13 protein-coding genes are annotated in these 12,939 nt (G+C 68.5%); 8 read left to right on the top strand and 5 right to left on the bottom strand.

Features of this window, described 5'->3' with window-relative positions; translation table 11 throughout:
• Positions 1 to 494: 494 nt before the first annotated feature.
• A complete protein-coding gene (locus Q0568_RS04280) occupies positions 495 to 1,418 on the top strand; it encodes a hypothetical protein (RefSeq protein ID WP_298862776.1) in 924 nt (307 codons plus the stop codon).
• Between the two features lie 319 nt (positions 1,419 to 1,737).
• On the opposite strand, the gene Q0568_RS04275 is transcribed toward Q0568_RS04280, so the two are convergent.
• Positions 1,738 to 2,841: an LLM class flavin-dependent oxidoreductase gene (locus tag Q0568_RS04275; protein ID WP_298862773.1), complete on the bottom strand. Its 1,104-nt coding sequence runs from the start codon at positions 2,839 to 2,841 to the stop codon at positions 1,738 to 1,740.
• Positions 2,842 to 2,924: 83 nt separating this feature from the next.
• Between Q0568_RS04275 and Q0568_RS04270 the strand changes: the two genes are divergently transcribed.
• The 7 genes from Q0568_RS04270 (at position 2,925) to Q0568_RS04240 (ending at position 10,234) form a co-directional block, all read left to right on the top strand.
• A complete protein-coding gene (locus tag Q0568_RS04270; protein WP_298862771.1) occupies positions 2,925 to 4,100 on the top strand; it encodes an ROK family transcriptional regulator in 1,176 nt (391 codons plus the stop codon).
• A 116-nt stretch (positions 4,101 to 4,216) separates the two neighbouring features.
• Positions 4,217 to 5,329 (top strand): sugar ABC transporter substrate-binding protein, encoded by a 1,113-nt coding sequence (locus Q0568_RS04265; RefSeq protein WP_298862767.1) that lies wholly within the window; start codon positions 4,217 to 4,219, stop codon positions 5,327 to 5,329.
• Positions 5,330 to 5,388: 59 nt separating this feature from the next.
• Positions 5,389 to 6,207 carry an ATP-binding cassette domain-containing protein gene (locus tag Q0568_RS04260; RefSeq protein ID WP_298862765.1) on the top strand — a complete coding sequence of 273 codons (819 nt, stop codon included), beginning with the start codon at positions 5,389 to 5,391 and terminating at the stop codon, positions 6,205 to 6,207.
• On the top strand, positions 6,204 to 7,466 hold the full coding sequence (locus Q0568_RS04255; protein ID WP_298862762.1) for a sugar ABC transporter permease: 1,263 nt from the start codon (positions 6,204 to 6,206) through the stop codon (positions 7,464 to 7,466). The genes Q0568_RS04260 and Q0568_RS04255 overlap by 4 nt, the downstream gene beginning before the upstream one ends.
• Before the next feature lie 88 nt (positions 7,467 to 7,554).
• Entirely contained in the window at positions 7,555 to 8,043 is a 489-nt protein-coding gene (locus Q0568_RS04250; RefSeq protein ID WP_298862759.1) for a nucleotidyltransferase domain-containing protein, read from the top strand.
• Positions 8,040 to 8,393 (top strand): HepT-like ribonuclease domain-containing protein, encoded by a 354-nt coding sequence (locus tag Q0568_RS04245; protein ID WP_298862755.1) that lies wholly within the window; start codon positions 8,040 to 8,042, stop codon positions 8,391 to 8,393. The genes Q0568_RS04250 and Q0568_RS04245 overlap by 4 nt, the downstream gene beginning before the upstream one ends.
• A gap of 128 nt (positions 8,394 to 8,521) precedes the next feature.
• Entirely contained in the window at positions 8,522 to 10,234 is a 1,713-nt protein-coding gene (locus Q0568_RS04240) for a cation:proton antiporter (protein WP_298862752.1), read from the top strand.
• Between the two features lie 54 nt (positions 10,235 to 10,288).
• Here the strand turns inward: Q0568_RS04240 and Q0568_RS04235 are convergent, their stop codons facing one another.
• The 4 genes from Q0568_RS04235 to Q0568_RS04220 all read right to left on the bottom strand — a co-directional run bounded on the left by Q0568_RS04235 (position 10,289) and on the right by Q0568_RS04220 (position 12,880).
• Positions 10,289 to 11,695 carry a dicarboxylate/amino acid:cation symporter gene (locus tag Q0568_RS04235; RefSeq protein ID WP_298862749.1) on the bottom strand — a complete coding sequence of 469 codons (1,407 nt, stop codon included), beginning with the start codon at positions 11,693 to 11,695 and terminating at the stop codon, positions 10,289 to 10,291.
• 255 nt (positions 11,696 to 11,950) lie between these two features.
• Complete coding sequence (locus Q0568_RS04230) at positions 11,951 to 12,361, bottom strand: type II toxin-antitoxin system VapC family toxin (protein ID WP_298862746.1); 411 nt, start codon at positions 12,359 to 12,361, stop codon at positions 11,951 to 11,953.
• Positions 12,354 to 12,590, bottom strand: coding sequence for an AbrB/MazE/SpoVT family DNA-binding domain-containing protein (locus tag Q0568_RS04225; RefSeq protein ID WP_298862743.1), 237 nt, complete (start codon positions 12,588 to 12,590; stop codon positions 12,354 to 12,356). Before Q0568_RS04225 ends, Q0568_RS04230 begins: the two co-directional genes overlap by 8 nt.
• A gap of 56 nt (positions 12,591 to 12,646) precedes the next feature.
• Positions 12,647 to 12,880, bottom strand: coding sequence for a helix-turn-helix transcriptional regulator (locus Q0568_RS04220; RefSeq protein WP_298862740.1), 234 nt, complete (start codon positions 12,878 to 12,880; stop codon positions 12,647 to 12,649).
• Positions 12,881 to 12,939: the final 59 nt, after the last annotated feature.

Below are 12,939 nucleotides of genomic sequence, written 5' to 3'. Positions count from 1 at the left end.
GCTCCCGTGCTCCCGTGCTCCCGTGCTCCCGTGCTCCCGTGCTCCCGTGCTCCCGCGCTCTCGCGCTCCCGCGCTCCCGCGCTCTCGCGTCCCCGTGCGCCCGTGCGCCCGTGCGCCCGTGCTCCCGTGCTCCCGTGCTTCCGTGCTCAGGCGCTCTCGTGCTCCGGCGCTCAGGCGCTCTCGTGCTCCCGCGTACTCCGCGCTTCGTCCCCGGTGCATTTGTGATCCACTCCGCAACCTGGATCGAAACTGCAGCCGCCTCCGCGCTGCGCGGTGCTTTTGTGATCCAGCCCGATGCGCGCGGGTGCGTTTGTGATCCAGTCCGATGCGGGCGGGTGCGTTTGTGATCCAGTCTGATGCGAGTGGGGGCGGGTGGATGAGGCGGGCGGATGCGGGGTGCGAGTCCTCCTGCACAATCGGGCAGATCGACGAGTTGTCCACGGATGCTGGGTTTCCGGGGATCACGGGATGCGCGCGTCGGCGAGCATGGGCGGATGCGACACAGAGTCACACTCCCGGAGCAGTTGGGCCGGCACTTCAGCGTCAGGCAGGCGGCGTCCGCCGGCGTCGGTCGGGGCAGAGCGGATGCCCGTGACCTGGCGCGCCCGTTCCACGGCATCCGCTCTCTGAAGGAGCCGGAGACGTTCCACGATCGGGTGCGCAGCTATGCGCCGCGGATGCGCCCGGGGCAGGTGCTGGTCGGGCGCAGCGCGGTGCGCTGGTGGCGGATGCCCTGCCCTCGCGGATGGGATGCAGATGCGGACCTGGAGATCGCCGTGCCGCAGCAGCTGAGTCCGCCGCGCACCGCCGGTGTCGCCGGCCGCCATCTTCAGGCGTCGCGGGCTCAGCCCTGGACCGTCGGATCGGTCGCGGTGGTCGATCCTGTCGCGGCGGTGTTCAGCTCTGCCGGGCACCTGAGCGTGGCCGACGCCGTGATCCTGCTGGATGCCCTGCTGACCGACGCCGACAACTATCCGGGGCTGGTGGACAAGCATCCGATCTGCACCGTCGCCGAGATCGAGGAGCGCCTTCGCTCGTGGAATCGGTTCAAGGGCAGCGCGACCATCCGCGAGGCGCTGCCGAGGGCACGGGCGCATGTGGAGTCGCCCAAGGAGACCGAGACTCGCCTGGCGATCGTCGATGCCGATCTGCCTGAGCCGGTCGTGCAGTTCGAGGTGAATGACGGTGACCGTCTGATCGCCCGCGTGGATCTGGCGTATCCGCAGTGGAGGATCGCCATCGAGTACGAGGGCGACGGCCATCGCACCGACAAGGAGCAGTGGCGGCGCGACATCCAGCGTCAGCGCGAGCTCGAGGACCGCGGCTGGATCGTCATCCGCCTCACCCAGGCCGATCTGAACGCTCCCGCGACATTCCTCGCCCGCATCCGCCGTGCGATCGCCTCACGCACGGTCTGATGCACGGCATCCGCCCCGCATGCTGGTGCGGGCTGGATCAGAAGTGCATCTCACTGCCTTGGGCTGGATCGAATCCGCACCCCGCAGCGCGGTGCGCGGTGGGTTTTTGATCCAGGTTGCGGAGTGGATCGAAAGTGCACGCGCGTTGTGGCGAGGTGCCAATGCGGGCTGCGGAGGGCTGCCACCAGGTGCCGGTGCGGGCTGGATCAGAAGTGCATCTCACCGACTCGGGCTGGATCGATTCCGCACCGCGCAGCGCGGTGCTGGGTGGGTTTTTGATCCAGACCGCGGAGTGGATCGAAAGTGCACGCGCGTGCTCTCAGCGGGCGAGCAGCTCCAGGGTCTGGATGCGGCCGGGGGCGGTGTCCAGGGGCTCGGAGTCGAAGGCGCCGGCGACCGGGGAGATCATGATCTCGTCGACCTCGTGCTGGGCGGCGAACGCCTCCAGCCGCGCGCGCACGTCGTCACCGGTTCCGATGAACCAGTTCGCGCGCATGCCGTCGATGAGAGCCTGCTCAGAGCCCGGAGCATCCGAACCGGCCTCCGCCAGCCCCGCCTGAGCGTGCTCGACGGTCTCCAGCGGGGTGAGCGGCCGATTCGAGCGCAGCCGCGCCATCATGCGCAGCTGCGGCAGGGCCCGCGCCGACGCCTCCTCGGCAGTCGGGGCGGCCACGACGTTCGCCGTCAGGAACGTCCGGGGCTCCGAAAGCGTCTCCGACGGCTGGAACTGCGAGCGGTACAGGTCGAGCGCGCGCTCCAGCCCGTGACCCGAGAAGTGGTTCGCGAACACGTACGGCAGACCACGGGATGCCGCCAACTGCGCCGAGTAGTCGCTGGAGCCCAGCAGCCAGAGCTCAGGAGAGCCGGATGCCGCGGGCGTGGCCCGCACGGTGTACTCGCCGCCGCTGGTGAACTGCAGCGTCGCGCCCTCGGCGTGCAGCATCAGGCCGATGTCGTGCACGTGCTGCGGGAAGCGCTCCACGTCGCCGGAGGTGCCGGACTGCCGCAGCAGCTGCGTGATCACCGGGTCGCTGCCGGGCGCGCGTCCGATGCCCAGGTCGATGCGCCCGGGAGCGAGCGCCTCCAGGGCGGCGAACTGCTCGGCGACGATCAGCGCGGCGTGGTTGGGCAGCATCACCCCGCCCGAGCCCACCCGGATGCGCGAGGTGCGGGCGGCCGCCGCGGCGATCAGCACCGGGGGAGTGGTGGAGGCCACCGACGGCATGTTGTGGTGCTCGGCGAACCAGTACCGCCGGTACCCGAGCTCATCCGCGCGCTGCGCGAGCGCCATCGAGGCGTTCACCGCCTGCCCGCTGGATTGCACGACGCCAGTTTCAGAAGCAGCGCCGGTTCCAGGATCACCACCGGAAGAGGCAGCGCGAACGGGAACGAGGTCGAGGACAGACAGCGCGAGAGAAGACATCATCCAGCCCAACGCGCGACGCGCACAGCGCATTCCAAGCGACGAGCGGATGCGCAGAACCCGTCCGTCTGTACAGTGTCCTTGTGTCATCACAACGACGTCCTCCAGGCTCACAGGCTTCATTGCGTGAAGCCAACCGGCGTCGTGTGGTGGCTGCGATCAAGAAGCAGGGCAGCCTCACCCAGGTGGAGCTGGCGGGTGCGACGGGCCTGTCTCCTGCATCCGTCTCCAACATCGTGAAGGAGCTCGCCGCGGCCGGCGTGCTGCGCACCACACCCAGCACCCGCAGCGGTCGGCGGGCCACCCTCGTGTCGTTCGCACGGGCGGTGGGCCTCGTCGCCGGCATCCACGTCTCCGCCCGTCATCTGCGCGTGATGGTGGCCGATGTCAACGGCACCGTGCTGGGCGAGAACCACATGCCGCTGGCGCGCGATCACCGCGCCGACAACGAGCTGGACCGCGCGTCGCTGCTGCTCTCCGACATCCTCGGGGGTCTGGAATCCGGTATCGACGAGCTGCGCGGCGTCGGCGTCGCGCTGTCGGCGCCCATCGATCGCGACACCGGTCGCGTGGCCGGCCGAGGGATGCTGCGGGGCTGGACCGGCGTGGACATCGTGGATGTCGTGCACCGGCGGCTGCGGCAGCCGATCTTCCTCGACAACGCGTCCAACCTCGCCGCGCTCGCCGAGTCCAGGCTGGGGGCGGCGCGCGGCCAGCAGAACGTGGTGTTCCTCGACGTCGGCGACGGCGTGGGCTCCGGTCTGCTGCTGGAGGGTCGGGTGCTCCGCGGGCACAACGGCATGGCCGGCGAGCTGGGGCACACCGTCATCGACGAGGACGGCCCGGTGTGCAGGTGCGGCAACCGCGGATGCCTGGAGGCGGTGGCCGGCGGCCCCGCCATCCTCGAGCGGCTCCGCGACGAGGGCGGGGTCACCAAGATCGGCGACATCGTGGTGCGCGCGATGGGCAACGACCCGGCGTGCCTGCGTGCGCTGGCGGAGGCCGGCAAGCACATCGGCGTGGCCACGGGCAACCTCTGCAACCTCTTCGATCCCGAGCGCGTGGTGGTCGGCGGCGACCTCGCCAGGGCCGGCGAGCTGCTGCTGGGGCCGATCCGCCAGGCGATGGAGGCCACGACGCTCGCGGGCGGCGACCTGGTGCCCGACGTGGTGCAGGGCCAACTGGGGCTGAGCGCCTCGGCGATGGGTGCCGTGGTACGCGCGATCGACGAGACGAATGTGAGCGGCGCAGTGCTCTGATCACAGTCCGGACACGATGTGTGCAAATCCTTGAGTTCAAGTCTTGACGTCAAAGTGTGAATGCTGTCATGCTCAGGATGTCGCCACAGTGGTCGGCACAGCAACGGAGGTTTTCGATGAAGATCACACCCATGCGGGCGCTCGTCGCGACGACGACGATCGCCCTCTCGCTCGGAATGCTCTCGGGGTGTTCCAACGGCACCCAGACCGGCGGTGACCAGCCCGCCGCCAGCGCGAAGGACGGCGCGGCCACGATCGGCCTGCTCCTGCCCGACAACGTCACCGAGCGCTACGCCAGTGCGGACAAGCCGTACTTCGAGAAGAAGGTCAAGGAGCTGTGCGCGGACTGCACGGTGCTCTACGCGAACGCTGACGGCGATGCCGCCAAGCAGCAGCAGCAGGCCGAGTCGATGCTCACGCAGGGCGTCGACGTGCTGGTCCTCGACCCGTTCGATGGCAAGGCTGCGGCGGCCGTCGTCAACCAGGCCAAGGCCAAGAACGTGCCGGTCATCTCCTACGACCGCCTGATCGACAGCGCCGACGTCTCCTACTACGTCTCGTTCGACAACGAGAAGGTCGGCGAGCTGCAGGCGCAGGCCCTGGTCGACCAGATGAAGAAGCTCGGCCTTCCCGCCGATTCCGGCATCATCATGGTGAACGGCTCGCCGACCGACCCGAACGCCGCCCAGTTCAAGAAGGGCGCGCACAGCGTCATCGACGCCTCCGGCCTGACGGTGCTCAGCGAGTTCGACACACCCGGATGGGAGCCGCCGAAGGCTCAGGACTGGGTGTCCGGCCAGGTGACCAAGTTCGGCAACAAGATCACCGGCGTGTACGACGCCAATGACGACACCGCCGGCGGTGCGATCGCCGCCCTGAAGGCCGGCGGCATCACTCCGCTGCCGCCCGTCACCGGTCAGGATGCCTCGCTCGCCGGCATCCAGCGCATTCTCGCCGGCGACCAGTTCATGACGGTCTACAAGGCGTTCCTGCCCGAGGCCAACCAGGCCGCCGAGCTGGCCGTCGCCCTGGCCAAGGGCGAGAAGCCCAAGGCCGACACCACGGCCGACACCGCCAGCGGCGCGTCCATCCCGTCGTTCCTGCTGAAGCCGGTCGCGGTGACCGTCGACAACATCAAGGACACTGTGGTGAAGGACGGTCTGTACACGATCGACCAGATCTGCACGGCAGCGTACGCCGACGCGTGCGCCGCGCACGGCCTGAAGTGACCAACCCCGCGGTGCCGGCTCCGGCCGGCACCGCGGTCTCACAGCGAAAGGGAGCCGCAGTGGCTTTAGCATCCGATCTCGATGAGCAGCACGACGCGGTGCGTGAGCCCGTGCTGTCCATCCGAAGCATCTCGAAGGGCTTCGGCGCCGTCCGGGCGCTGACCGACATCGACCTCGACGTCTATCCCGGCGAGGTCGTCGCGCTGGTCGGCGACAACGGCGCCGGCAAGTCCACGCTGGTGAAGATCCTCGCCGGCGTGCACCCCGCCGACAGCGGTGTGATCACCTTCAACGGCGCACAGGTCTCGATCCCGTCCCCGACCGCATCGCGCGAGCTCGGCATCGCCACGGTCTTCCAGGACCTTGCGCTCTGCGACAACCTCGACGTGGTGGCCAACCTGTTCCTGGGTCGCGAGCGCGGCGGGGTGCTCGTCGACGAGGAGCTCATGGAGGAGCAGGCCTGGACCCTGCTGCGCCAGCTCTCGGCGAAGATCCCCTCGGTGCGGATCGCGGTGGCGTCCCTCTCCGGCGGCCAGCGCCAGACGGTCGCCATCGCCCGTTCGCTGATCGGCGAGCCCCGCGTGGTGATCCTCGACGAGCCCACCGCGGCGCTCGGCGTCGCGCAGACCGCGGAGGTGCTGAACCTCATCGAGCGGCTGCGCGAGCGCGGGCTCGGCGTCATCCTGATCAGCCACAACATGGCCGACGTGCAGGCCGTCGCCGACCGCGTGGTGGTGCTGCGGCTCGGTCGCAACAACGGCGTGTTCCGCACGGCCGATGTCACCTACGAGGACATCGTCGCGGCGATCACCGGCGCCACCGACAACCCCGTCAGCAGCCGCAGTGCCGCCAACTCGGCCGGGAAGGACGCAGAATGAGCGAGCACACGAAGGACAACTCCGCGCCCACGACCATCGCCGTCGATCTGCAGGACGAGCGGGTCATGCGCGGCGAGGGGCTGGGCGGCGTGGTGCGCGGCTTCGGCACGCGTGTGCGCACGGGGGATCTCGGCTCGCTGCCGGTGTTCCTGGGGCTGATCGTCATCTGGGTCGTGTTCCAGATCCTCAACCCGCGGTTCCTATCGGCGACGAACCTCGTCGACCTCACGCTGCAGTGCGCGGCGCTGGGCGTGATCGCCCTCGGCGTGGTGGTCGTGCTGCTGGTCGCGCAGATCGACCTGTCGATCGGCTCGCTGGCGGGCCTGTCGTCGGCGATCCTGGGCGTGGCGTTCATCAGCTGGCAATGGCCGATCTGGGCTGCGGTCGTGGTCGCCCTGCTGGTCGGCGCCGCGATCGGATACGTCTACGGGTTCCTGTTCACGCGGTTCGGGGTGCCCACCTTCGTGGTGACTCTGGCAGGTCTCATGGGCTTCCTCGGCCTGCAGCTGTGGGTGCTGGGGCCCACCGGCACCATCAACCTGCCGTACAACTCGTGGATCGTGCAGTTCGCGACCACGTGGTTCCTGCCGCCGTGGCTCGCGTACACGGTCGCCGGGCTCGTCGTGCTGGCGATCGTCTTCACGGACGTGTCGAAGGCCCGTCGCCGTGCGAAGTCGGGGCTGTCCACCGGGCCGGTGTCGCTCATCGTGATCAAGGCCGTCGTCATCGCCGTCGTGGCCGCAGCCGCGATCACGTGGCTGGCCACCAACCGCGGCGTCGCGGTGTCGTTCCTGCTGTTCATCGTGCTCGTCGCCGTCATGGCGCTGCTGCTGACCCGCACGCGCTGGGGGCGCTGGGTCTACGCGGTCGGCGGCAACGAGGAGGCCGCGCGTCGCGCGGGCATCAACGTGAAGGGGATCTACATCTCGGCGCTGATGGTCGGCACCGTGCTGGCGACTCTCGGCGGCCTGATGCTGGCGGCGCGTCTGACGGCGGCGAGCATCTCGACCGGCGGCGGCACGACCAACCTCGTCGCCATCGCCGCCGCGGTGATCGGCGGAACCAGCCTGTTCGGCGGGCGCGGATCGGCCTGGTCGGCACTGCTGGGCATCTTCGTCATCCAGTCCATCGACAACGGATTGACGCTGCTGAGCCTCGACTCGTCCGTGCGGTTCATGGTCACCGGCGCGGTGCTGCTGCTGGCCGTGATCATCGACTCGCTCTCGAGGAGGTCCCGCGCGCAGCACGGTCAAGCCTGACCTGCTGACCCGGAGGGATGCCCCGCCACACCCGTCTCGGTGTGTGGCGGGGCTTCTGCATGCCGGTGGTGGTGATAGCATTTGCTATATGTCAATCGGCGGGGGAGTTCTCGAGGGCATCCGTGCGCAGTCGGTGGAGGCGGATGCCCTTCAGCGGCGTGCTCGGGATCTGCTGCTGGATGCCGTCCATCGAGCCGCTGCGGAGGGGCTCTCGCAGAGGGAGATCGCGCAGGTCGTGCGTCGAAGCCAGCCCGAGGTCTCGCGGCTGCTTCGGCAGAAGCCCCCGGGGCCGTTGGCGCTTCGAGTGTGGGATGAGCGTCGCGCGATGTCCACGGCACTGGCGAGGTACGGCATCACGAACGCGAGGATCTTCGGCAGCGTCGCCACGCGGTCGGAGCGGGAAGGATCGGATCTGGACGTACTGGTCGACACTCCGCAGGTGCTCAGCCTCGGGACGCTGTCTCGCCTCGAGCAGGAACTGTCAGCGATGGTCCACGCGTCTGTCGACGTGGTTCCCGTACGATCGCTCCCCGAGCATCTGCGTGACCGCGTGCTTGCTGAGGCCGTGCCACTGTGAGTCGCACCATCGACGAACTGGTGCGCGAGGCACTCTCGCATCTCGAAGCGGTGCACCGACACTTGGCCCGAGGGTCGGTGGAAGACGAGACCGTCGCATACGCCGTTTCGCTGCGCATCGCGGCGATGATCGAGACGCTCCATCGGGGCGCACCGGATCTGACGGACGGCTTCTTCGGCGATGAATGGGCGGTGATCTGGGGGATGCGCAACCGCATTGCGCACGGTTATGCGTGGGTCGACATCGAGACTGTGCGGGCGACCGTGGAGGAGGATCTTCCCGGTGTCGAGGCGAAGCTGAGGGCCTTGTCTGGAATGTCTGCCGACGCAGAGGCTGATCCGGAGGTCTGACCCTGCCCTCGTCGCCGAGAGCACGGTACCTCGCCGAGCGCACGGGTCGTTCGCGCGGATTTCCCGTGCGCTCGCCGAGATCCCGTGCTGTCGACGTCCAGCAAGGGTGCGCGCATTAGCCTCTTCTCATGGACGCGAGCATCTTCTTCGTCATCGTCGGAGCCGTCGCGGTGGCGGCGGTCGCACGATGGCGGGGCTGGCCCGCGCCCCTGCTGGTCACGGTGGTCGCGCTCGCGGCATCCTTCATCCCGATCGTGCCGAACATCTCGATCGACGGGCACGTGCTGCTGAACCTCGTGCTGCCGCCGCTGCTGTACTCGGCGGCGCTGGATGTCTCGTTCGTCAGCTTCGCGCGCGCGATGCCGCAGATCCGCCGGCTCGGGATAGGCCTGGTCGTGGCCACCACGATGATCGTCGGCCTGGTCGCCTACCTGCTGCTGCCGGAGCTCGGCGTGTTCGGCGCGCTGCTGCTGGGCGCGATCGTCGCGCCGCCGGATGCCGTGTCGGCCGCCGCCATCGGCCGCAAGCTCGGGCTGCCTCGGCGCATCATGACGGTGCTGTCGGGGGAGAGCCTGATCAACGACGCGACTTCCCTGACGCTGTACCGCGTGTTCGCGGCGGCGGTCGTCGCAGGGCCGGCGGCGTTCCACATCTGGTCGACGGTCTGGCAGTTCGTGCTGGCGGTGGTCGTGGGTGTGCTGATCGGCGTGGTGTTCGGCCTGGGCATGCACCAGCTGCGCATGCGCAGCGACGACGCCGTGATCAACGGAACCGTGGGGCTGCTGGCGCCGTTCGGGGCGTACGCGATCGCCGAGCAGCTGGGCGGCTCCGGCGTGATCTCGGTGGTGGCCATGGGGCTGTTCGTCGGGTTCAACGCCCCGCGCACGAGCTACACGACCAGGCAGCAGGAGGCGCCGCTGTGGCTGAGCGCCGACTTCCTGCTGGAGTCGTTCGTGTTCGCGTACATCGGCCTGCAGCTGCCGCGGGTGATCGGCGACCTGGCCGACGGCGAGGTTGGACCCGTGATCGTGCTGTCGATCGTGGTGCTGCTGGTGGTGCTGGTCGTGCGCCCCCTGTTCGTCTACCCCGCGAGCGTGTGGGGGCAGTGGTGGACGCGTCTCAAGCTGCGCAGGTGGCAGCGGATGCGGGAGTCCGGCGTCTCCGAGGCCATCGCGGAACGCCGCGGCCGGCATCCGCTCACCGAGGAGCAGTTGAGGCAGCAACTGGCCGAGACGAAACTGTCCTGGCGCGACAATGCGGTGATCTCGTGGGCCGGGATGCGCGGCGTGGTCACACTGGCGACCGCGCTGGCCGCGGCCGACCTCGCCCGGATCGGCGACCAGGCGTCGCATGCGATCGTCGTCGTCGCGTTCGTCGTGACGGTGGGAACGCTGCTGCTGCAGGGGCTGACGCTGCCGTGGCTGATCAAGGCGCTCGGGGTGGTGGACGGGCGGGAGGCCGCCCAGGATGCCAGGCAGCTGGCGGCCGTGCGCGTGCGCAGCCGTGAGGTGGGCAAGGCGTACCTGCGCGACATGCGCAAGCAGTGGGCGACACAGCACGGCGAGGAGTCGCTGAAGACGTTCGACGCGTTCGCGAAGCGGCTGATCCGGGTGGAGACGGATGCCGAGACCAGCCAGATCGACCTGACGCCGCGGCCGTCGTACGAGCAGTTCATGACCATGTCGAAGGGCTGGCTGTCGGTGCGCCGTCAGCTGCTGCTGACCGAGCGCGATGCCGGCAACCTCAGCGAGGAGGTCATGCACGAGCTGGTCACGGCGATGGATGCCGAGGAGCTCGCGCTCGACACCCGCGCCGCGACGAGGCCCCAGTCGCGGGTGTAGAAGCCCCCGGAGCGCCCCGCCCCTCGTGAGGGCAGGGCGCTTCGGCGAAGAAGGTCAGCGCGTGGCGGCCGGCTCGCCGGCATCCACGTCATCCGCCTCTTCGATGTCCTCCGCGAACGGAAGGCCGTTGCGGCGAGCGTTGTACAGGTCGAGGTCGAGGATGCCCTCGCGCTTGGCCACGATGGTCGGGACCAGCGCCTGGCCCGCGACGTTGACGGCGGTGCGGCCCATGTCGAGGATCGGGTCGATGGCCAGCAGCAGGCCGACGCCTTCCAGGGGCAGGCCCAGGGTCGAGAGCGTGAGGGTCAGCATGACGATCGCGCCGGTGGTTCCTGCGGTGGCGGCGGAGCCGAACACCGAGACGATGACGATCAGCAGGTACTGCAGCGGGCTCAGCGTGATCTCGAAGAACTGGGCGACGAAGATCGCGGCGATGGCCGGGTAGATGGCGGCGCAGCCGTCCATCTTGGTGGTGGCGCCCAGCGGCACGGCGAACGAGGCGTAGCCGGAGGGGACGCCGAGGTTGCGCTCGGTGACGCGCTCGGTCAGCGGCAGGGTGCCGATGGAGGAGCGGCTGACGAAGCCCAGCTGCACGGCCGGCCACACGCCGGAGAAGTACTGCTTGATGGAGAGTCCGTGGGTCTTCACGAGGATCGGGTAGACGACGAAGATCACCAGGGCCAGGCCGATGTAGATGGCGCCGGCGAACCAGGCCAGCGCGGTGAGCTTGTCCCAGCCGTACTTGATCACGGCGGAGCCGATCAGGCCGAAGGTGCCGATCGGGGCGATGCGGATGATCCACCACAGCACGCGCTGGATGATCTTCAGCAGCGACTCGGTGAAGGCCAGGAACGGCTCGGCTTTCTTGCCGGCCTTGAGGGCGGCGATGCCGACGACCGCGGCCACGACGATCACCTGCAGGATGTTGAATCCGACGTTGGAGGTGAGCGCGCCGGTCTCATCGGCGGAGGTCGAGACGGAAAGGCCCAGGAAGTTCTGCGGGATGAGTCCGAGCAGGAAGTTCCACCAGGTGCCGACGGTGTACGGATCGCCGGTCTTCAGGCCCGCGCCGGCCTTGCTGCCCGGCTGGATGACCAGGCCCAGCACGATGCCGATCGACACGGCGATGAACGCGGTGATCGCGAACCAGAGGAGGGTCTGACCGGCCAGGCGGGCGGCGTTCTGCACGCGGCGCAGGTTTGAGATGCTGGCGACGATGGCCGTGAAGATCAGCGGCACGACGGCAGCCTTCAGCAGGGTGACGTACGAGCTGCCGATGCGGTCGAGGGTGTCGGAGAGGATCGTGTGGTTCTCTCCGGTGGCTCCGGCGGCAGCGCCGATGAGCCCTGTGGCGATGCCGAGGACGAGGGCGGCCAGGATCTGGAACCCGAACGAGGTCAGCAGCTTGCGGACCGGTCCTCGGGTGTCGGGCGCCTTGGGAGCGCGTGCGGTGGTGGTCATCAGTTCTCCATGTTCAGGGAGTGGGGCACGCCAACGTTAGGAGCTTCCACAGCGCCCCGGGCGAGATGTGTCACCGCGTGACGTCACATTTCAGGCTGGATGCCGGGGACCGCCGCTCATTGAGCGAGCGCAGCGAGACGAAATGCGACCGATGCGGGCAGCTGCGTCGCTGACCCTGTCGCCAGTACTGAGCGATCTCAGCGAGCCGAAGTGAAGCGTTGTCCCGTCGTCCGGAGCACCCATCACTGGGTGAGGTCACGGCGTGACGAGCTGCAGCTTCGGGAAATACGTCGAGTAGCGGTTCCTGTCGCGCGTGAGCAGGGTGTAGCCGTGAACCAGCGCATGCGCACCGATGTAGAAGTCCGCGATCGGAGTCGGACGTGTCCCACCATTGCGTCGGTAGCGTTCGAATGCCTTGCCGGCGAGGAAGCCCGCGGGGTAGGAGAGCGGCTCTCGATGGAAGTACCGTTCGGGCAGCGCGTCATCGAGTTCTTCTGCACGCTCGAACCCGACGGACACCTCGGCATACACGATGGGATTGATCAGCACTCGACCGCGTTCGAACGCTGCTGTGAGTTGCTCCGTCGACCATTCGACCCAGCGCGGATCCTCATCGAAGACGTCCAGAAGCACATTCGTGTCGACGAGAGTGCCGTTGTCACTCATCGCGGAGCAGCGCCATGATCTCGTCGGTGCTCATGCGGCGCGTCTGGCTGGTCGCGCGCCCGCGCATTCGGGCCACCACTCGTTCTGCCGGGCTGAGGTCGGACTGCGTGTGGACGATTCGAAGGGTCGCGCCATCTTCGACGACCTCGATCTCGTCGCCCTCGACGAGTCCGTGACGGTGGCGCAGTTCGGCCGGGATCGTGACCTGTCCCTTGCTGTTGAGCTTCATGGCGGCTCCTTCTGGATGTAACACCATGATACGTCTACCACGTATTACAACGGAGTTCACCACCCGCTGCGCCGACGCCCATCCGTCGCCGACGTGATGAACATCTCCACGGTCACCTCGTTGAGCAGTTCTCCCGGATGCACGTTCAGCGCGTCCGCGACGCGGACCAACGTCTGCACGCTCATCATCGCGCGGCCCTTCTCGTAGCCGCGGATGTTCGACGAGTCGATCTGCGTGCGCGCCGCCAGCTCGTCCTGCGTGATGCCGCGGTGCTTCCGTGCTGCGGTCATCAGCTCTCCCATGCGAACAGCAGCAGGAGACGAGACGCGGGGCACCCCTCAAGCGTCGG

This window comes from uncultured Microbacterium sp., from assembly GCF_937927635.1.
Taxonomy (GTDB): Bacteria; Actinomycetota; Actinomycetes; order Actinomycetales; family Microbacteriaceae; genus Microbacterium.
Note: the sequence above shows the minus strand (reverse complement) of the source record. Positions and strands in the feature narration are given on the sequence as shown.